The organism is Streptomyces sp. NPDC052496 (assembly GCF_040679095.1).
Classification (GTDB): Bacteria; Actinomycetota; Actinomycetes; order Streptomycetales; family Streptomycetaceae; genus Streptomyces.
On record NZ_JBFAUH010000028.1, the window covers coordinates 37,775 to 56,926 of the forward strand.

Sequence of the window (19,152 nt, forward strand, 5' to 3'; positions counted from 1 at the left end):
CCGGTGCGGGCTTTCGGGACGGACCGCCGGTGCGGGCTTTCGGGACGGGCTGTCAGGGCGAGCCGGGTGCGGCGGGCCGCCGGGGCGCGCTATGGCCGCTGACAAGAGCGATGACCGGAGATGACCGAAATGAAATCGCCAAATCGATCATTGCACTTGCACAACGCCTGCCCCTCTTGACTGGACAAGAATATTGCGCAACTAGAAAGATTGCCGTTCAGTGCCGCAGGCATCATCGGGGGGCGGGCCACTGATCCCAAGTTTTCCTCCGAGCACGCCCTGCCGTCCCCCACTGAACAACAACGGAGGAAACCAGCCAATGAGCTTTGGCGACCCGAACAATCCCTACGGCCAGCCGCAGGGGCAGCCGGGCCCGTACGGCCAGCAGCCGCAGGCGCCGTACGGTCAGCCGCCCCAGGCGCCGCAGGCCCAGCCGGGGTACGGCTACCCGCAGCAGGCACAGCCCCAGCCGGGCTACGGCTACCCGCAGCAGGCCCCGCCGCAGCAGCAGGCCCCGTACGGCCAGCCGCCGCAGGTGCCGCAGCAGCAGGCGTACGGCTACCCGCAGCAGGGCTCCCCGTACGGCCAGCAGTCCGGGATGCCGGGCATGGGCGGGCCGCAGGCCTACGCGAGCTGGGGTGCGCGGGTGGGCGCGGCGCTGCTCGACGGTCTGATCGTCGGTGTCCTCCCGACGATCATGTACATCATCGCGGGCATCGTTGCCGCCTCCAGCGTCAGCAGCGTCTCGGTGCCGGACACGTCCTACTGCGGCACGAATTACCAGTGCATCCAGGACGCGTACAACAACGCCAACGACTCCGTCGGCACGCCGGTCTTCGCGATCATCCTCATGGCGATCGCCGCCCTGCTGACGCTCGGCGGCGGGCTCTTCCTGGTCGCCAAGGAAGGCTCCACCGGCCAGACTCCGGGCAAGAAGGCCCTGGGCATCCGCGTCGTGCGCGAGGCGACCGGGCAGCCGCTCGGCTTCGGCATGGCTCTCGGCCGCAAGATCTGCCACGTGGTGGACGGTCCGCTGTGCGGCCTCGGCTACTGGTGGCCGCTGTGGGACGAGAAGTCCCAGACCTTCGCTGACAAGATCGTCAGCACGGTGGTCGTCCGTACTCAGTAAGTCTGCGTACGGCAGCTCATCCGCCCCCGGGGCCCCCTCGCACAAAATGGCGCGAGGGGGCCTTCGCCGCCCCGTAGGCTCTTACCGATCTTTTAATTCACCCGGGACCGCCGGAACCGTGCAGCACCGGCTGACACCAGGTCACACCGCTCGAAGGACACCGCTCGTGAGCTACCCGAACCAGCCCAACCCCTACGGGCCGCCGCAGGGCCAGCCCCAGGGCCCGCCGCCGCCCCAGTACGGCTACCCGCAGCAGCCGATGCAGCCGCAGCAGCCCATGCAGCAGCAGCCGTACGCGCCGTTCCCCGCCCAGCCCATGGGCCCCGGCGGGATGCCCGGCATACCCGCGCCGCACCAGATGCCCGGCAGCACCAAGGCCGCCCGCGTCATGCTCTTCGTCCTGGCCGCGACCGGCGTCATCGGCATCATCATGATGACCGTCGGCCTGAACCAGCTGAGCAGCGCCTCGGCGAACTACGACGGCCTCAGCGGGGACGCCCAGGGCATCTTCGCCGTCGGCAAGGGCGCCATGGTCGTCGTCATGATCCTCCAGGCCGCCTACGCGGCGATCGCGCTGGTGCTGGGGCTCCAGTACTCCAAGGGCGGCAACGGCATCCGCGTCGGCAGCATCATCTTCGGCTCCGTGTCGGTGCTGTGCAGCATTCCGTTCGCCATCGCCCTCTACGGCATCCCGAACTTCGTGCTGTCCATCCTCATCATCATTTTCGCGGCCAAGCAGGAGAGCCAGGCGTGGTTCATGCGCCCCCGGCACTGAGGGGCCGTGGCTGAGGCCCGGCGGTCAGGCACGGACGGGCGCCGTCAGGCACCGTCAGGCGCGCCGAAAGGCCCGTCCCCCGCAGCGTGCGGGAGACGGGCCTTTCGGCTGCGTGAGCCAGGCTCAACGGGCCTTTCGGCTGCGTGCGGCCCGGGCTCAGTGGAAGAAGTGCCGCGTCCCGGTCAGGTACATCGTCACGCCCGCGGCCTTCGCCGCCTCGATGACCTGCTCGTCACGGACCGAACCGCCGGGCTGCGCGACGGCCTTGACGCCCGCCTCCAGCAGCACCTCCAGGCCGTCCGGGAACGGGAAGAACGCGTCGGAGGCGGCGTAGGAGCCGCGCGCCCGCTCCTCGCCGGCCCGCTGCACGGCCAGCTTCGCCGAGTCCACGCGGTTGACCTGGCCCATGCCCACGCCGACCGTGGCGCCGTCCTTGGCGAGCAGGATCGCGTTGGACTTCACGGCGCGCGACGCCCGCCAGGCGAAGGCCAGTTCCGCCAGCTCGGCGTCGGACAGCGCCTCGCCGGCCGCCAGCGTCCAGTTGGCCGGGTCGTCGCCCTCGGCCTGGAGGACGTCCTTGACCTGGGCCAGGCCGCCGCCGTCGATCGGCTTGAACTCGGCCGGCGGCTGCGGGCCCTCGGGGCAGCGCAGCACCCGGATGTTCTTCTTACGGGCCAGCACCTCGACCGCGCCGTCCTCGTAGTCCGGGGCGACGATGACCTCGGTGAAGATCTCCGCGACCTGCTCGGCCATCGCCACCGACACGGGGCGGTTGACGGCGATGACGCCGCCGAAGGCGGACAGCGAGTCGCAGGCGTGCGCCTTGCGGTGCGCCTCGGCGACGTCATCGCCGATCGCGATGCCGCACGGGTTGGCGTGCTTGATGATGGCCACGCAGGGCTCGGCGTGGTCGTACGCGGCCCGGCGCGCGGCGTCGGTGTCCGTGTAGTTGTTGTACGACATCTCCTTGCCGTGCAGCTGCTCGGCCTCTGCCAGGCCGCCGCAGCCGCCCGTGTAGAGCGCGGCCGCCTGGTGCGGGTTCTCGCCGTAGCGCAGCACGTTCTTGCGCTCGTACGTCACGCCGAGGAAGCCGGGGAACTCGCCGCCGTCGCCCGCGTAGTCACCCGCGAACCAGGAGGCCACCGCCACGTCGTACTCGGCGGTGTGCCGGAACGCCTCGGCGGCCAGCCGCCTGCGCTCCTGGAGGTCGAAGCCGCCGTCCGCGACCGCCTTCAGCACGTCCGCGTAGCGGTCCGGGTTGACGACGACGGCGACCGAGGGGTGGTTCTTGGCGGCGGCGCGCACCATGGACGGCCCGCCGATGTCGATCTGCTCCACGCACGCGTCCGGCTCCGCGCCGGAGGCCACCGTCTCGGTGAACGGGTAGAGGTTCACGACCACCAGGTCGAACGGCGCCACGCCCAGCTCGTCGAGCTGCCGCCGGTGGTCCTCCAGCCGCAGGTCGGCGAGGATGCCCGCGTGCACCTTCGGGTGCAGCGTCTTGACCCGGCCGTCCAGGCACTCGGGGAAGCCGGTCAGCTCCTCGACCTTGGTCACCGGGACGCCGGCCGCCGCGATCTTCGCGGCCGTCGAGCCGGTCGAGACGAGCTGGACGCCCGCCGCGTGCAGTCCCTGGGCCAGTTCTTCGAGGCCCGTCTTGTCGTAGACGCTGACCAGCGCCCGGCGTACGGGCCGCTTCGTTGCTTCGGCGGTCACGGGATCAGTACCTTTCGTCCCTCAATGCGGTAGCCGTGCCGGGCCAGCAGCCCCACGACCTCGACGAGCAGCTTGCGCTCGACTTCCTTGATGCGCTCGTGCAGCGCGGATTCGTCGTCCTCGTCCCGGATCTCGACCACACCCTGGGCGATGACCGGGCCGGTGTCGACGCCGTCGTCGACGAAGTGGACGGTGCACCCGGTGACCTTGGCGCCGTACGCGAGGGCCTCGCGCACGCCGTGGGCCCCGGGAAAACTCGGCAGCAGCGCCGGATGCGTGTTGATGATCCGGCCGCCGTAGCGGGCCAGGAACTCCGCGCCCAGGATCTTCATGAACCCGGCCGAGACGACGAGGTCCGGCTCGTACGCGGCGACGGCCCCGGCCAGCGCCCGGTCCCAGGCGGCCCGGTCCGCGTGGTCCTTGACCCGGCACACGAAGGTCGGCAGCCCGGCCCGCTCGGCGCGCTCCAGGCCGGCGATGCCGTCGCGGTCGGCGCCCACCGCGACCACCTCCGCCCCGTACGCGGCGGCCCCCTCGGCCGCCACGGCGTCGAGGAGCGCCTGCAGATTCGTTCCGGAGCCGGAGACGAGCACGACGATGCGTGCCGGGGAAGCGGCGGGAACGGCGGATGAGGAGGAAGCGGAGGCCACGGCGGGTCTCTTTCTCGCGCGGTGCTGCTGTACGGCGGTGTGCGGAGTGGTGCGGTCGGGGTGGTGCGAGTGGTCGCACGCGGTTTGTGCGGTCGTACAAAACCATGGGTAGCCGAAAACCGGGGAACCCTACGAAGGCGCCGACCGTCAGCAACGATACCGGCACACCGCGCGGCCCCCACGGGACGGGGGCGCACGCGAGAGGTAGCGTCGGGCGTGAGAACGCACGCTGTTCGTGGTATCCGCCCGCCCGGCCCACCCGTCGGACGTACGGACGAGACAAGGGGAAGACACACTCCAGATGCCGGACCGACGCCGCCGCGCGGCCCTCCTCCTCCCTCCCCCAGCGACCGCTGGGAGGTACCCCCAGCCCTCCGCCGCTCCCTGGGCGGCGCTGCTGCGCGAGCGCAAGCCGTCCTCGGACTCGGCGGGTTCGGCGGGGCCGTCGGGTCCGTCGGGTTCGTCGGGTTCGTCGGACCCATCGGGTCAGTCGGACTCATCGGGTCAGTCGGACTCATCGCGTTCGTCGGACTCGTCCGAGTCGTCCGGCTCGCGCCGGGAGCGTGCTCACTCCCACCCCTCGGGCCAGAGTGGGGACGGGCGCGGGCAGGACGGGCGCGGGCAGGACGGGCGCGGACAGGACGGGCGGGACCGCGACAACCCGTTCGCGCCGCCGCCTGCCGACGCTCCGGACCAGCCGTGGCAGCCCCGGCAGCACGGCCAGGACCAGGGCGGCGGGCAGGACGGTTCCGGCGAGCGGCAGCAGTCCTCCTGGGGGAGCCAGTGGAGCAGCCGCCAGCCGGGCCGCCAGGGCGGCGGCTTCGGTACGCGGCAGGGCGGCCGCGGCGGCCAGCAGGGGCCGGGCGGCCAGGGCGGCTCCGGAGGCTCCGGCGGGCTGCGCTGGGATCCGACCGACCCCGCACAGCGCCGCGCGCGCTACGCGCTGCTCGCCGGCATGTGGGGCTTCTTCTTCGTCCTGTTCAACCTGCCGGAGATCGCGCTGCTGCTGGCGGCCCTCGCCCTGTACTGGGGCATCAGCTCCCTGCGCGCCAAGCCCGCGCGTACGGGCAGCGGCACGCGGTCCGGCAGTGCGCGCGCCACGGCCGCCGACGTGTCAGGCCAGGCCGCGCCCCGTACGGAAACCCGGTCCGGCGTGTCCGCCACGGGCGGCGCCCAGGCGTCCGGTTCCACCCGCCCCCAGACGACCGCCGCGGTGGCCGGGCTGGTCACCGCCACGCTGGCGCTGGCCATGGTGGCGGCCACGTTCACCGTCCAGCTCGTCTACCGCGACTACTTCACGTGCGTGAACGACGCGCTGACCCGGTCCGCCCAGCACTCCTGCGAGAAGCTGCTGCCCGAGCAGCTGAGGCCGCTGCTCAGCGCCCAGCAGGAGTGAACCGCCGGCCGGCCCCGCACCGCCGGCGAACACCGTCCGTCTCAGCCGCCGCCCTCAGGGTCGGCGGCTGAGGTGTTTCCAGGGGGCTCCTCGTGGGGCGGCGCGACGGGTTCGAAGTCGGTCATGAGGCCGCCGGAGGAGACCCGGAGCGCCGACCAGCGGGCCCGCCGGGTGCTGGCGTCGTGCCAGGGGGCGGGCGGGGGTGCGAGGGGCGTGGGTGGAGGGGTGAGGGGGCCTGAGGGCGGGTTCACGGACGGGCTCGGGGACGGACTCAGGAGCGTGGTCGAGGGCGTGGTCGGGGACGGGCCCAGGGATGTGGTCGGGGACGGGCTCGGCGGTGCGGTCGGACCGGCGCGGTGGCGGGCAGGCCGGGCGGGGCGGGCCGGGCGCCGCAGGAACCGTCGCGGGGAACGGTGGGCCGTACGGCGGTGGGCCCGCCGGCGGGGACGGGTCGCCGTACGCCGCAGCGCCGTCCAGCTGAAGCGGCACGCGGCCCACGCCCACCGCCCGGCGGCGCGGAGGACCGCCAGGGTGAGCCGTTTCACACCGCGCCACAGTCGCTTGCGGAGCTTCTCACGCGGCTTCCGTACGGGTTTGGGCGGGCGCGGCACCCCGCGCAGCCACCAGGCACGCGCGACGAGAGCGCCCGGAACGCCGATGAGCGCCGTCCAGCCCAGTGCCGCCAGCCCCGTCTGCCACCAGCTGGGCCCGAAGGCGGCCAGCGCGGCGTTGCCCAGCGCGCCGCCCGCCAGGCCGGCGAGCAGCGCCGTCAGCACCGCGCAGCCGAGCGCCGCGAGCCCGGCGGCCGCGGCCGTCTCACGCCAGCCGGTCCAGCCGGTCCAGTCGGTCCAGTCGGGGGGAGCGGTTCGGCCGGAGTCCGGCGTCGGTGCGGGAGGGGTGGCGTCGGTCTCGGCTCCGGCCCCCGTCCCGGCCCCGGCGCCGGTCCCGGCCCCGACCCCGGTCCCGACTCCGGTCCCGGCTCCGGTCCCGGCTCCGATCTCGTTCCCGTCCCCGGCCCGAGTACCGGCGCGCGAGGCGGTCGCGTACGCCTTCGCGGGCAGCGCGGCGTACCGGGCCAGCGCCACTCCGACGGCGAGCGGCACCGCGGCGGTCAGCCAGTACAGCGGGCCGGTGCTACCTGCCTCCGGCACCATGCCGAGCAGCGGGAAGGGCGGCAGGTCCGGGTGCCCGGCGGCGGCGAGCGGGCCCACCGTGCTGCCCGCGCCGAGCGTGAAGCCGGGGCCGAGCCCGTAGGCCAGCCCCCACACCACGGTGTTCGGCAGCAGGACGAGGCTGAGCAGCAGCACGGTGCACCGGCCCGCCCAGTCGTGGGTGAGGGCGAGGAATTCGGACCGGACCGCGGGCGCGTGCCAGCCCAGGGCGAGGAGCACCAGCAGCGCACCGCAGAGCAGCAGCACCAGGACGGCCGCGGTGCCCGCGCGCACCGCGGCGGCCAGCCGGCGGCCCTCCAGGGAGGCCCGCAGCCCGTCCGGGAGCCGGTCGAGGGCCTCCTGGACGGGCTCGGGCAGCGGGACGAAGGCGGCGGGGCCGAGACTGCGCCACGCCGCCACGGCGAGGGTGGCGACGGCGACCAGCGGTACGTACAGCAGGGCGCTGAGCGGTTCGACGTACAGCGGGCCCGCCGAGGCGTACAGCAGGGCGGCGACCGCGACGGTCAGGTATCCGGCCAGCAGCCAGCCGAGGAGGAGGCGGGGCGTGGGTTCCGGGTCGATGTCCTCGGGATGGAGGAGGCTGGGGCTGGGGGCGGCGGGCTCCGGCGGGTGCGGGCGGGGAGGGTGGGCGGACTGCGGCGGGCATTCGAGGATGTGCCGGGCGGACCGGTACAGCAGCCAGAGGGGCAGGGCCATCAGGAGCAACGGCGTCACGGCGACGGGCGACGCGCCGCCGGAGGCCGCCACGGCCCGTACGAGGTCGCTGCCGTGCGCGAGGAACCACAGGTCGGCGGCGAGGTGCAGGGCGCGCGACGGTTCGCTGTCCGGGTACGGGGAGGCCACCCAGAGCAGCAGTACCGCGACGGCGAAGGCCCCGAGCCCCAGCCCGGCCGCCAGCACTCCGCCGAGGAAGGCGGTGCCGAGCGCGGAGGACCGCTGGGTGGAGGCCCGGCCGCGCGACGACAACGTGGGGCCGCGGTCGGTCAATTGGCTCACCCCGCCATGCTGCCAACAACACACGTTTCCGCCATGGAGCGGGCAATTGCCGGACGTGTCGCCCAATATATGTTTATGTACCTTTCCATGTCGTCCAGACGCGCCAGACGCCCGGGCCGCGCAAAGCGCCCTGGCCGCGCCGGAAACACGGGCAAGGCTGCCGACGCCACGCCGCCATCGGTCGCCGCGCCGTCGCCACCGGTCGCCGATGCCCCGTCAGACCCCCTCACCGGCACGCCCTCTGACGAGGTATCAGCGACCACCAACCCCGCCCCTGCCCCCCGCACCCCCGCAGCCGCCTTCGACGCCCTCTACGCACGGCACGCCCCCGACCTCACCCGCCAGGCGATCGTGCTCACCGGCCTCCCCCACCTCGCCCAGGAAGCCGTCGAACGCTCGTTCCAGGCGGCCTGGCAGCGCTGGCCCGAGGTGGCGGTCGATCCCGACCCGGCGGGCCGGGTGCGGGCCATGGTGCACGAGTACGCGCTGTCGCCCTGGCACCGCATGCGCCCCAACCTGCGGGCCGGGCAGCGCCCGACGCCCAAGGTGCCCGCCGCGCCGCCCGTCACTCCCCCGCAGCGCGCGCTGCGGGACGCCGTACTCAGCCTGCCTACGGCCTACCGCCGCGCGCTGCTCCTGCACGACGGTCTCGGTCTGGGTCTGAGCGAGACGGCGGCCGAGGTGGAGGCCAGTACGCCCGCGACGGCCGGCCGACTGCTGCACGCGCGCCGGGCCGTCGCCGACCGGGTGCCGGCGTTCGGCCTGGCCGCCGAGACACCCGTACGCCAGAGAGAGATCCTGCGCGAACGGCTGGCCGGGCTGGCCGCCGTGCACCCGGTGGCGCCGCCGGACGCCAGGACCGTACGTACGGGCGGCGAGCGGACGGTCAGCCGGATGACGCAGGGCGCGTTCGGGCTCACGGCCGTCATCGCGGCGGCGACGGCCTTCACCCTCGTCAACGAGGCGGGCACGCTGCCCGGCGGCCGCCCCGTGGCCGGCCCTCCGGCCGTGTCGGCATCCCCCACACCCGGCGCGAAGACCCAGGGATCCCGTACGACCCAGAGATCCCGTACAGCCCAGAGATCCCATGCGTCCCAGAGTTCCCGTACGGAGCAGGGTTCCCGTACAGCCCAGGGTTCCCGTACGGAGCAGCAAGGCGACCGTCCCGAACGGCCGGCCCCCCGTACGGAGCGGGTGCGGCACGCCCGCGCCCGGCAGCCCGCAGCCGCCGGTCCGGCGCGTCGGAAGGCGGTCCCTCCGGGCCGGGCGGGGCTGATCGCCCCGGAGGCGCGGTGACCGGGGCGGGGCGGCGCCGAGCCCCGCCCCCGCCCCGCGCCCGGCCGTACGAAAGGCGCGGGCCCGCACCCCCCGGGAGGGGTACGGGCCCGCGCCGATGCGCTGTGGCGGTCAGCCGACGAGGATCTCGCGCGCCAGGCGGGCGGTCTCCGACGGGGTCTTGCCGACCTTCACACCGGCGGCCTCCAGGGCCTCCTTCTTCGCCTGGGCGGTGCCGGAGGAGCCGGAGACGATGGCGCCGGCGTGGCCCATGGTCTTGCCCTCGGGCGCGGTGAAGCCCGCGACGTAGCCGACGACCGGCTTGGTGACGTTGGCCTTGATGAAGTCGGCCGCACGCTCCTCGGCGTCGCCGCCGATCTCACCGATCATGACGATCAGCTCGGTCTCCGGGTCGGCCTCGAAGGCCTCCAGGGCGTCGATGTGGGTGGTGCCGATGACCGGGTCGCCACCGATGCCGACGGCCGAGGTGAAGCCGATGTCCCGCAGCTCGTACATCATCTGGTAGGTCAGCGTGCCGGACTTCGACACCAGACCGATCTTGCCGGGCTTGGTGATGTCGCCCGGGATGATGCCGGCGTTGGACTGGCCGGGGGTGATCAGGCCGGGGCAGTTCGGGCCGATGATGCGGGTCTTGTTGCCCTTGCTCGACGCGTACGCCCAGAAGGCGGCCGAGTCGTGCACGGCGATGCCCTCGGTGATCACGACGGCCAGGCCGATCTCGGCGTCGATCGCCTCGACGACGGCGGCCTTGGCGAACTTCGGCGGCACGAAGATGACGGACACGTCGGCGCCGGTCTTCTCCATCGCCTCGGCGACGGAGCCGAAGACGGGCACGGACGTGCCGTCGAAGTCGACCTCGGTGCCGGCCTTGCGCGGGTTGACACCGCCGACGATGTTGGTGCCGTCGCCCAGCATGAGCTTGGTGTGCTTCATGCCCGTGGCACCGGTCATGCCCTGGACGATGACCTTGCTGTCCTTGGTGAGGAAGATAGCCATGGTGGTCTGAGTCCCTCTATCCCTTACTTCGCAGCCGCGGCGAGCTCGGCGGCCTTGTCGGCCGCGCCGTCCATGGTGTCCACGCGCTGGACCAGCGGGTGGTTGGCGTCGCTCAGGATCTTGCGACCGAGCTCCGCGTTGTTGCCGTCCAGGCGGACGACCAGCGGCTTGGTGACGTCCTCACCCTTGGACTTGAGCAGCTCCAGGGCCTGGACGATGCCGTTGGCGACCTCGTCGCAGGCGGTGATGCCGCCGAAGACGTTGACGAACACGGACTTCACGTCCGGGTCACCGAGGATGATCTCCAGACCGTTCGCCATGACCTCGGCGGAGGCGCCGCCGCCGATGTCGAGGAAGTTGGCCGGCTTGACGTTGTCGTGCTTCTCACCGGCGTACGCGACGACGTCCAGGGTGCTCATGACGAGACCCGCGCCGTTGCCGATGATGCCGACCTGACCGTCGAGCTTGACGTAGTTCAGGCCCTTGGCCTTGGCGGCGGCCTCCAGCGGGTTCGCCGCGGCCTTGTCCTCCAGGGCCTCGTGGTCGGGCTGGCGGAAGTCGGCGTTCTCGTCGAGCGAGACCTTGCCGTCCAGGGCCAGGATGCGGCCGTCCTTGGTCTTCACCAGCGGGTTGACCTCGACGAGGAGCGCGTCCTCGGCGACGAAGGTGTCCCACAGGGTCACCATGACCTCGGCGACCTTCTCGGCGACCTCGGCCGGGAACTTCGCCTGCGCGACGATCTCGCGGGCCTTCTCGATGGTCACACCCTCGTTGGAGTCGACCGGGACCTTCGCGAGGGCCTCGGGGGTCTTCTCCGCGACCTCCTCGATGTCCATGCCGCCCTGCACCGAGGCCATGGCCAGGAAGGTGCGGTTGGTGCGGTCGAGGAGGTACGAGACGTAGTACTCCGCCTCGATCTCCGGGGACAGCTCGGCGATCATCACCTTGTGGACCGTGTGGCCCTTGATGTCCATGCCGAGGATGTCCGTGGCGCGGGCGACGGCCTCGTCCGGCGTCGTCGCCACCTTCACGCCGCCGGCCTTGCCCCGGCCGCCGACCTTCACCTGCGCCTTGACGACGGACTTGCCGCCGAGGCGCTCGGTCGCCGCGCGTGCCGCTTCAGGCGTGTCGATGACTTCACCGGCCAGCACCGGTACACCGTGCTTGGCGAAGAGGTCCCTCGCCTGGTACTCGAACAGGTCCACGCGCGTCCGTCCCTTGTCTACTCAGAATCGCCGTAGTGATCGCGGTTCGTTGTCTGCATGGGCGTGCCGCGATGGGCAACGTGACTGCGCTGTCACTGAGGGAGGCGTACACGGTGGCCGGTACGCGGCATGTCCGTCTCGCAGGTTATCCCCGCAGGACCGGCACCCCTAAATCGCAGATCACACTGCGGCGGTGATAACAGTCACAGAGACGGCGGTCACAGATCACACAGGGGTACCGGCGGACCCGCGCGCCCGCGCACACCGCACACCTGCGCGCAGCACGCAGCGCGCAGCCGGGTGGCTCCCTCCCCACAGGGAGCCACCCGGCTGCGCGCTCACTTCTCTTCACGGATGGCGGTACGGGCGTACGGCACACCACCCTGTGCGTACGCCCGGCCGCCGGCCTGCGACGGTCAGACGCCCTGGACCGGGAGGGCCGTCAGGGTGGTGCCGGGGAGGGTCGGCAGCGCCGAGGTGCCCGGGAGGGTCGGCAGCGCCGGGATGTTGGCGGGGTCGGTCAGGTCGGTCAGGCCGGTGGGCACGGTGGGTACGGCGGCCAGGGTGGGCGTGGCGGGCACGGTCCGGCCCGGGAGTACGCCCTGAGCGCCCGCGGTGGCACTGCCGGCGATGCCCGACGCGTCGTTCTTGACGGTGCCGGCCAGGCCCTGCGCGAACGGGGTGGCATCCGTGGCCACACCCTGCACGAAGGTCTGCGCACCACCCGCGACACCCTGCACGAACGGGGTCGCCTGCCCCGTCACGTCACCGGCGAGCTGCCCGGCACCGCCGACGGCACTCTGAGCGACCGGGACGACCTTGCCGACCGCACGCTGAGCGACGGGCGGCAGGACGTCGGCGGTGGTGCTGTCGACGACGGGACGGGCGGCGGCGAGGACGCCCTGGGCGGCGTCGGTGGGGAGCTGGTCGGTGGCCTTGTTGAGGTCCGTGGCCTTGCCCAGGTCGGTGGTCTTGCCGAGGTCCGTGGCCTTGCCCAGGTCAGCGGTCTTGCCGAGGTCCGTGGCCTTGCCCAGGTCCGTGGCCTTGCCCAGGTCCGTGGCCTTGCCCAGGTCGCCGGTCGTCGGCACGTTCGGGGTGGCGGGCAGCTTGGGGGTGGCGGGCAGCTTCGGGGTGGCAGGCAGCTTTCGGGTGGCGGGCAGGCCCTGCGTGGGGACGTCGCCGGCCGGGAGCTTGTCCTGCACCGTGCCGGTGACCGTGTCGGTCACCACGCCGGTGACCGCGCCGGCGGCGGGCAGGTCGGCGGTGCCGGGGAGGCCGGCCGCGTTGGCGGCGACGGAACCGAGGGCCCACAGGCCGGAAGCGGCGGCGGCTACGACGATGGAACGACGGATGTGCGTACGCATGATGGTGAAACGTCCTTCGAATTCAGGGGGTTCGAACGGGCAGACCTGTCCCGCCCCCGCGCGGCAGGTCGTTGCAGACGCGTCGTCTGCGGACGGGGATCTCAGACGCCGAAGGTCTGAAGGTCTGCCCTAGCCCGGGAATTCGAGGATGTCGGCAGCACGCTGCCGGGTGGGCGGCTCGGCCGCCGCGAGGACGCCTCCGGGCACCAGCCCGAAGTGCGCGGGATGCACCGGCACGGCGGCGAACTGGTCCGCGCCACGCGGACCGTGGCCGTCTCCGGCGGTGTGCGAGGCCGACGGAGCGGGCCCCTGCGGGAACGGGCCGGGGAGGCCACCGCGGCCCTGGCCCGGCTGCTGCTCCCCCGGCACACCGGCACGCTGCGCAGCCCGCGACGACGTGTCGCGCAGCCCGCCCGTACGCGCCCAACGGGGCGTGCAGTCGGCCGTGTCGGCGCGCACAGCGTCCGGCCGGTCACCGGCGCCGGTCCCGGCATGCTGCGTAACGGTGCCGGGTCGCTGGCCGGAGTCCTGGCTCGGCTGCTGCTCGTCGTGCCCGTCACCGGGCTCGCTGGCCCCGTCACCGTCACCGTTGCCGTCGACACCGGGGATGCGCCCCGGAAGCCCTACGGGGAGCGAGTCCGCGCCGGCCGCGTGGCGCACCTCGCGCACCACGTCCCGTACCGGTGCGGTGACAGGCTCCGTGGCCTGCCCGGCGACCGGAGCGGTGCGCTCGGCTACGGGCTGTACGGCCTTGCCGACCGGCGTCTCCGCCACGGTGTCCACCGTGTCCGCGGCCGTCGCGCCACCGCGCTCCAGCCCACGCCCGGCATCGGTCGCCGACGCCTTGACCGATGTCTGCGGACCCGTCGCAGTCACTGCCCCGGCCTGCGGCTCCATGCCCGCCGGCCGGTCCGCCGCATGCGCACCGCCGCCGAACGCGAAGCCGAGCGCCACGAACCCCGCCAGGAACAGTCCCGCCAGTAGCGCACGCCGCACCACCGCGGCGCGCGACAGGCGCACGGCGGCAGGGAGGGCGGACACAGCGGACACGGAAGATCCTTTTCGACGGGCCGGGGAACACGAGGCCGGGAGACACGGAAGGCCAGGGAACGCGGACGGCCGGAGCATGCCCGGCCGCGAACCGCGACCGGTGCGGGCGGTACGCCCGACATGCCGACACGGCCGACACGCTGACATGGCCGACACGCCGACACGGCCAACGCGCTGACAGGGCCAGATCCTTGCACGACAGCCCAGGTGCCCCGCAAGCCCCCTGAGGCTCTCGTTACCGTTGCTCCGTCATGTCCGGTATCGGCAGCGGCCGCTTCTCGATCGCGGCCGCCATCACCTCCGGAAACAGGTCCGGCGTACAGGCGAACGCCGGCGCGCCGAGCGCCGCGAGCGCCGCCGCGTGCTCCCGGTCGTACACGGGCGCCCCCTCGTCCGACAGCGCGAGCAGCGTCACGAACTGCACCCCGGACGCCTTCATCGCCGCGACGCGTTTGAGCATCTCGTCGCGTATGCCGCCTTCGTAGAGGTCACTGATGAGTACGACGATGGTGTCCGCGGGCCGGGTGATCTGCGACTGGCAGTACGCGAGGGCGCGGTTGATGTCCGTGCCGCCGCCGAGCTGGGTGCCGAAGAGCACGTCCACCGGGTCGTCCAGGTCGTCCGTCAGGTCCACCACCGCGGTGTCGAAGACGACCAGCCGGGTCGCGATGGCCCGCATGGACGCCAGCACCGCGCCGAACACCGAGGCGTAGACGACGGAGGCGGCCATCGACCCGGACTGGTCGATGCAGAGCACCACGTCCTTCTTCACCGACTGCGCGGCCCGCCCGTAGCCGATCAGGCGCTCGGGCACGACCGTGCGGTGGTCGGGCAGGTAGTTCTTGAGGTTCGCGCGGATCGTACGGTCCCAGTCGATGTCGCGGTGCCGGGGGCGGCTGACGCGCGCCGACCGGTCCAGGGCGCCGCTGAGCGTGGCACGTGTCCGGGTCGACAGCCGTTTCTCCAGCTGTTCGACGACCTTGCGGACCACGGCCCGCGCGGTCTCCTTCGTCGTCTCCGGCATGACCTTGTTGAGCGACAGCAGCGTCCCGACCAGGTGCACGTCGGCTTCGACGGCCTCCAGCATCTCCGGTTCCAGCAGCAGCGTGGACAGGCCGAGCCGTTCGATCGCGTCGCGCTGCATGACCTGGACGACGGAGGTGGGGAAGTACGTACGGATGTCGCCCAGCCAGCGGGCCACGTTGGGCGCCGAGGCCCCCAGGCCCGCCGTGCGCGAGTCGCCACCGCCGGTGCCGTCCGGCCGGCGGCCCCCGTAGAGCGCGCTGAGCGCCCCGTCCATGGCGGCGTCCTGCCCGCGCAACTCGCAACCGGTCCCGTCGGCGCCGCCCCCGCCCAGCACCAGCCGCCACCGCCGCAGCCTCTCCTGCGCCTCGCTCATCGCTCCACCCCCGTCATCGGCGCCCTCTCCCGCTCGGTCTCCCGCAACGTCTCCCGGCCGGCCTTCCGCTCCGTTTGCGTCTCGCGCTCCGCCTCCGTCTCACGCTCCGTCTTCCGCCCCTCCTCGGAGTCCGGGCCCGCGCTGAGGTCGTCCGTGAGGCCCAGCAGCACGCGCAGCGTCGGGAGCACGGCTGCTGCCCGGTCGCGGTCCAGGCCGGGCCCGAAGCCCGGTATCGCCGGTTCCTGACCGGCATGCCCTGCGTACTGCCCGGATCCGGGGCCGATGCCGGAACCGGAACCGATGCCGGAGCCGGTTCCTGCGGGCCCGGGCGGTCCGCCGCGGCGTATCAACTCGCCGAGGGTGCGGCGCACTCCGGTGTCGTACTCCGCGAACGTACGGCGCAGCAGCGGCAGTACGTCCGTGAACGCGTCCGCCGGTACGCGGGTCAGCCAGCCGTCCACCAGCGCGAGCAGCCGTTCGTCGTGCACCAGCAGCAGCCCGCCGGCGTCGCCGCCCGCGAACCCCTCGATCCATCCCGCCGCCTCGGCCGGCGGGGTGCCGGGCGACAGTGCCAGCCCCATCAGCCGCTCGGCGTCCCCGGGGGTCAGCCGCCCGTCGTCGAGCAGCAGCCGGGTCGTGCGCCCGCGCAGGAGGCCGGGCACCGTCTCCCGTTCGGCCAGTTTCCGCAGCACCGCCGCCCAGCGCTCCCGCAGGCCGCCACCCCGGGCCGCCGCACCGGCCCCGGCTGCCGCACCGGCCCCGACCACCACTCCGGCCCCGACCACCACTCCGGTCCCGGCCGTCACTCCGGTCCCGGCTGCCGAAGCGCTCGCCGAGCCCTCGTCCAGCAGCCCTACCGCGTGGTGGGTCGCGTCCAAGTGGCGGCGCATGTCGGCGGCGCCGTCCGCGTCCAGGCCCGTGCAGGCCGGGGGGAGGCCGACGAAGACCCGTTCGGCCAGGCCGGTGGCCACCTCGCCGAGCGCGGCGGCGTCCGTGCCGCGTACGTCGCCGTACCGGACCGAGCGGACCAGCGCGGGCAGGGCCTGGGCCAGGTGGCCCACGTCCGTGTCGAGCGCGGCCCGGTCCGTGAGGACCCGCATGACCACGGGCAGCGCGTCCGGCAGGGCGGCCAGCAGGCAGCGTTCGGCCAGTGCGGTGACGTCGGCGAGGGCGGTGGTGGCCAGGGCGTCGGACTGTGCCTTGGCGGTCGCGGCGGTTTCCACCGTCGTGCCCCAGATGCCGGCCTCGGCGGCCCGTACGGACAGTTCGGGCTCCCAGCGGAGCCGCCAGCCCTCCCGGAACGTGCCGGTGCTCGCGCGGGTCCGGGCGGGTTCGCCCCACGGCACGCCCAGCAGCCGCAGCCGGTGCAGCAGCCGGCTGCGCCCGGCGTCGGTCTCCTTGCGCAGGTCGAGGTCCAGTTCCCGGTCCGCGGCTTCCGGTTTGAGGCGCAGCGACCGCTGGCTGCGGGCGATGTCGCGCTGGAGCGGTACCGCCGGGGCGCTGTCCGGCACCTGCCCCAGCACGTCCCCCACCACCAGCCGGTCGTGGATCAGGGCGGACGGCGCGTCGGACCCGTCGCCGAGCACCGCGCGCACCGCGTCACCGGCTTCGGCCAGCCCCGCCAGCGGGCGCCCCCGCATCGCGGCCAGTGCCTCGGCAAGCCGTACGGCCTCGATGACATGGGCGGAGGAGACGGCGTAGTCCTCCTCGCGCAGCAGCCCGGCGACCTTGGTCATCCAGCGTTCCACGGGGCGGTCGGGCGCGCTGAAGAGGTGGCCGTACCAGCCGGGCGAGGAGATGCCGGCGCCGTACCCGCTGCGGCGGGAGAGCCTGCGGTGGGTCCACGGCACCCAGGTCACCTCGGGCTTCACCTTCGCCAGGCCCTTGAGGAGCTGCCGGTCGGCGGTCACGGTCGTGCGCCGGGCCAGCGCCGGGACGTGCCATGCGCCGCACACCACGGCGATGTCGTCCCCGAACTCCCGGCGCGCATCCCGCAGTCGGAGCCGCATATGGGCTTCGCGCACCAGGTCGCGGTCGTGCCCGCCGACGCCGTACGCCTCGCGCAGCGCCTCCATCGCCTCGGCCAGCGCCTGGAAGGAGGCGAGCGGGTCGAAGGAGGCGCGCGGGTCGAAGTCCGCCCCAGTTGCGTCCGCAGCCGCTTCGCCCTCCCGGTGGGCGCGGTGCTCGACCACGTCCTCCCACCAGCGCTCCGGGTCGTCGTACCCGGCGGTCTCGGCGAGCACCGCCACCGGGTCGATCCGCGCCTCCGCCGCCCGGTCCGTGTCCACCGTCCCGGCGGGATCCCCCGGAAGGCCCTCACCGTCCGCGCCGCCCTCACCGTCCGCACCGCCCTCGCCGCGCGTGTCGCCCGCGCCGCCCTCGCCGCGCGTGTCGCCCTCGCCGAACGCCAGGGAATGCGCCGCGGGCAGGTCGATGAAGCGCACCGGTACGTCATGGGCCAGGGCCCACCGGATCGCGACCCACTCCGGAGAGAACTCCGCCAGCGGCCAGAACGCCGCCCGCCCCGGGTCGGTGGGGACATGGGCCAGCAGCGCGACCGGCGGCCGCATCGCCTCGTCGGCGGCCAGTGCCACCAGCGCGTCGGCCTCCGGCGGCCCTTCGATCAGCAGGGCGCGGGGTTCGTGGCGCTCCAGGACCGCCCGGACCGCCCGTGCCGAACCCGGTCCGTGATGCCGTACGCCCAGCAGGAGCGGCCGGTCCGCCCGGGTGTTCATGCGCCGGCCTCTCGGCAGGCGCGGTAGAAGTCCTTCCAGCCGTCGCGCTCGCGCACCACGGTTTCCAGGTACTCCTGCCACACCACCCGGTCGGCCGCCGGGTCGCGTATCACGGCGCCGAGGATCCCCGAGGCCACGTCCCCGGAGCGCAGCACACCGTCGCCGAAGTGTGCGGCCAGGGCCAGGCCGCTGGTCACCACGGAGATGGCCTCGGCCGTGGACAGGGTGCCCGACGGCGACTTGACCTTGGTGCGGCCGTCGGCGGTGACCCCGTCCCGCAGCTCCCGGAAGACCGTGACCACGCGGCGGATCTCGTCCGTCCCCTCGGGCGCGGGCGGCAGGTCCAGCGAGCGGCCGATCTGGGCGACGCGCCGGGAGACGATGTCGACCTCCTCCTCGGGGGTCGCGGGCAGCGGCAGGACGACCGTGTTGAAGCGCCGGCGCAGGGCGCTGGACAGCTCGTTCACCCCGCGGTCGCGGTCGTTGGCCGTGGCGATCAGGTTGAAGCCGCGCACCGCCTGGACCTCCTGGCCCAGCTCCGGGATGGGCAGCGTCTTCTCCGACAGGACCGTGATGAGCGTGTCCTGCACGTCGGCCGGGATGCGGGTCAGCTCCTCCACGCGGGCGGTCATGCCCTGGGCCATCGCCCGCATGACGGGGCTCGGCACCAGCGCGTCCCGGCTGGGGCCGTGGGCGAGCAGCTGCGCGTAGTTCCAGCCGTAGCGGATGGCTTCTTCCGGGGTACCGGCCGTGCCCTGCACAAGCAGAGTCGAGTCGCCGCTGACGGCCGCCGCCAGGTGCTCGGACACCCAGGTCTTGGCCGTGCCGGGCACGCCGAGCAGCAGCAGTGCGCGGTCGGTCGCCAGGGTCGTCACCGCGACCTCGACGATGCGCCGGGGGCCGACGTACTTCGGCGTGATGACCGTGCCGTCCGGCAGGCTGCCGCCGAGCAGGTACGTCGCCACGGCCCACGGCGACAGCTTCCAGCGCTCGGGCCGCGGCCGGTCGTCGGCCGCCGCCAGCGCCTTCAGCTCCTCCGCGAACGCGTCCTCCGCATGGGGCCGCAGTGCCTGTGCGGAGCCGTCGGCGCCGGTGCCTCCGGCGAGCTCTTCGGTGATGTTCTCGGGCATGGTCTCCCCCTCGTCGCAAGGTCTGCGGCCGGTACCCCGCCTCCGCCGGCCGCTTGCGTGAACCACCCTGCACCACACCACTGACAATCACCGGAAAACCGGCCCTGGCCTGCTACTTCAGCGCGATGTCGGCACGCGCCGCG

Annotated in this window: 14 protein-coding genes; 4 read left to right on the forward strand and 10 right to left on the reverse strand. The window is 73.5% G+C overall.

The window, feature by feature from the left end; genetic code table 11:
• The first annotated feature begins 319 nt into the window (after window positions 1-319).
• Both AB0L45_RS31310 and AB0L45_RS31315 read left to right on the forward strand, forming a co-directional pair.
• Window positions 320-1,129, forward strand: a complete 810-nt coding sequence (locus tag AB0L45_RS31310; protein ID WP_365845920.1) for an RDD family protein — start codon at window positions 320-322, stop codon at window positions 1,127-1,129.
• A 166-nt stretch (window positions 1,130-1,295) separates the two neighbouring features.
• Entirely contained in the window at window positions 1,296-1,904 is a 609-nt protein-coding gene (locus AB0L45_RS31315) for a hypothetical protein (protein ID WP_365845923.1), read from the forward strand.
• Between the two features lie 156 nt (window positions 1,905-2,060).
• Here AB0L45_RS31315 and purH read toward each other — a convergent pair whose 3' ends face one another.
• Both purH and purN read right to left on the reverse strand, forming a co-directional pair.
• Window positions 2,061-3,620, reverse strand: coding sequence for a bifunctional phosphoribosylaminoimidazolecarboxamide formyltransferase/IMP cyclohydrolase (gene purH / locus AB0L45_RS31320; protein ID WP_365845925.1), 1,560 nt, complete (start codon window positions 3,618-3,620; stop codon window positions 2,061-2,063).
• Window positions 3,617-4,270, reverse strand: coding sequence for a phosphoribosylglycinamide formyltransferase (purN, locus tag AB0L45_RS31325; protein ID WP_365845927.1), 654 nt, complete (start codon window positions 4,268-4,270; stop codon window positions 3,617-3,619). Before purN ends, purH begins: the two co-directional genes overlap by 4 nt.
• Before the next feature lie 301 nt (window positions 4,271-4,571).
• On the opposite strand from purN, the gene AB0L45_RS31330 reads away from it, so the two are divergent.
• The gene (locus AB0L45_RS31330; RefSeq protein ID WP_365845928.1) at window positions 4,572-5,666 is read left to right on the forward strand and encodes a hypothetical protein; all 1,095 of its coding nucleotides are present in this window, start codon (window positions 4,572-4,574) and stop codon (window positions 5,664-5,666) included.
• A 41-nt stretch (window positions 5,667-5,707) separates the two neighbouring features.
• Here the strand turns inward: AB0L45_RS31330 and AB0L45_RS31335 are convergent, their stop codons facing one another.
• Window positions 5,708-7,834 carry a DUF6350 family protein gene (locus AB0L45_RS31335; protein WP_365845930.1) on the reverse strand — a complete coding sequence of 709 codons (2,127 nt, stop codon included), beginning with the start codon at window positions 7,832-7,834 and terminating at the stop codon, window positions 5,708-5,710.
• Between the two features lie 87 nt (window positions 7,835-7,921).
• On the opposite strand from AB0L45_RS31335, the gene AB0L45_RS31340 reads away from it, so the two are divergent.
• Window positions 7,922-9,130, forward strand: a complete 1,209-nt coding sequence (locus AB0L45_RS31340; RefSeq protein ID WP_365845932.1) for a hypothetical protein — start codon at window positions 7,922-7,924, stop codon at window positions 9,128-9,130.
• Window positions 9,131-9,241: 111 nt separating this feature from the next.
• Here AB0L45_RS31340 and sucD read toward each other — a convergent pair whose 3' ends face one another.
• From sucD to AB0L45_RS31375, 7 genes are all read right to left on the reverse strand, one after another.
• Complete coding sequence (gene sucD, locus AB0L45_RS31345) at window positions 9,242-10,126, reverse strand: succinate--CoA ligase subunit alpha (protein WP_003986215.1); 885 nt, start codon at window positions 10,124-10,126, stop codon at window positions 9,242-9,244.
• A gap of 23 nt (window positions 10,127-10,149) precedes the next feature.
• Entirely contained in the window at window positions 10,150-11,331 is a 1,182-nt protein-coding gene (sucC, locus tag AB0L45_RS31350) for an ADP-forming succinate--CoA ligase subunit beta (protein WP_365845935.1), read from the reverse strand.
• Between the two features lie 416 nt (window positions 11,332-11,747).
• A complete protein-coding gene (locus AB0L45_RS31355) occupies window positions 11,748-12,695 on the reverse strand; it encodes a hypothetical protein (protein ID WP_365845937.1) in 948 nt (315 codons plus the stop codon).
• Between the two features lie 129 nt (window positions 12,696-12,824).
• Complete coding sequence (locus AB0L45_RS31360) at window positions 12,825-13,745, reverse strand: hypothetical protein (protein ID WP_365845939.1); 921 nt, start codon at window positions 13,743-13,745, stop codon at window positions 12,825-12,827.
• Between the two features lie 235 nt (window positions 13,746-13,980).
• Complete coding sequence (locus AB0L45_RS31365) at window positions 13,981-15,144, reverse strand: VWA domain-containing protein (RefSeq protein ID WP_365845941.1); 1,164 nt, start codon at window positions 15,142-15,144, stop codon at window positions 13,981-13,983.
• Entirely contained in the window at window positions 15,141-17,879 is a 2,739-nt protein-coding gene (locus AB0L45_RS31370) for a DUF5682 family protein (RefSeq protein ID WP_365845943.1), read from the reverse strand. Before AB0L45_RS31370 ends, AB0L45_RS31365 begins: the two co-directional genes overlap by 4 nt.
• Window positions 17,876-19,009 (reverse strand): AAA family ATPase, encoded by a 1,134-nt coding sequence (locus AB0L45_RS31375; RefSeq protein WP_365845945.1) that lies wholly within the window; start codon window positions 19,007-19,009, stop codon window positions 17,876-17,878. Before AB0L45_RS31375 ends, AB0L45_RS31370 begins: the two co-directional genes overlap by 4 nt.
• Between the last annotated feature and the right edge of the window lie 143 nt (window positions 19,010-19,152).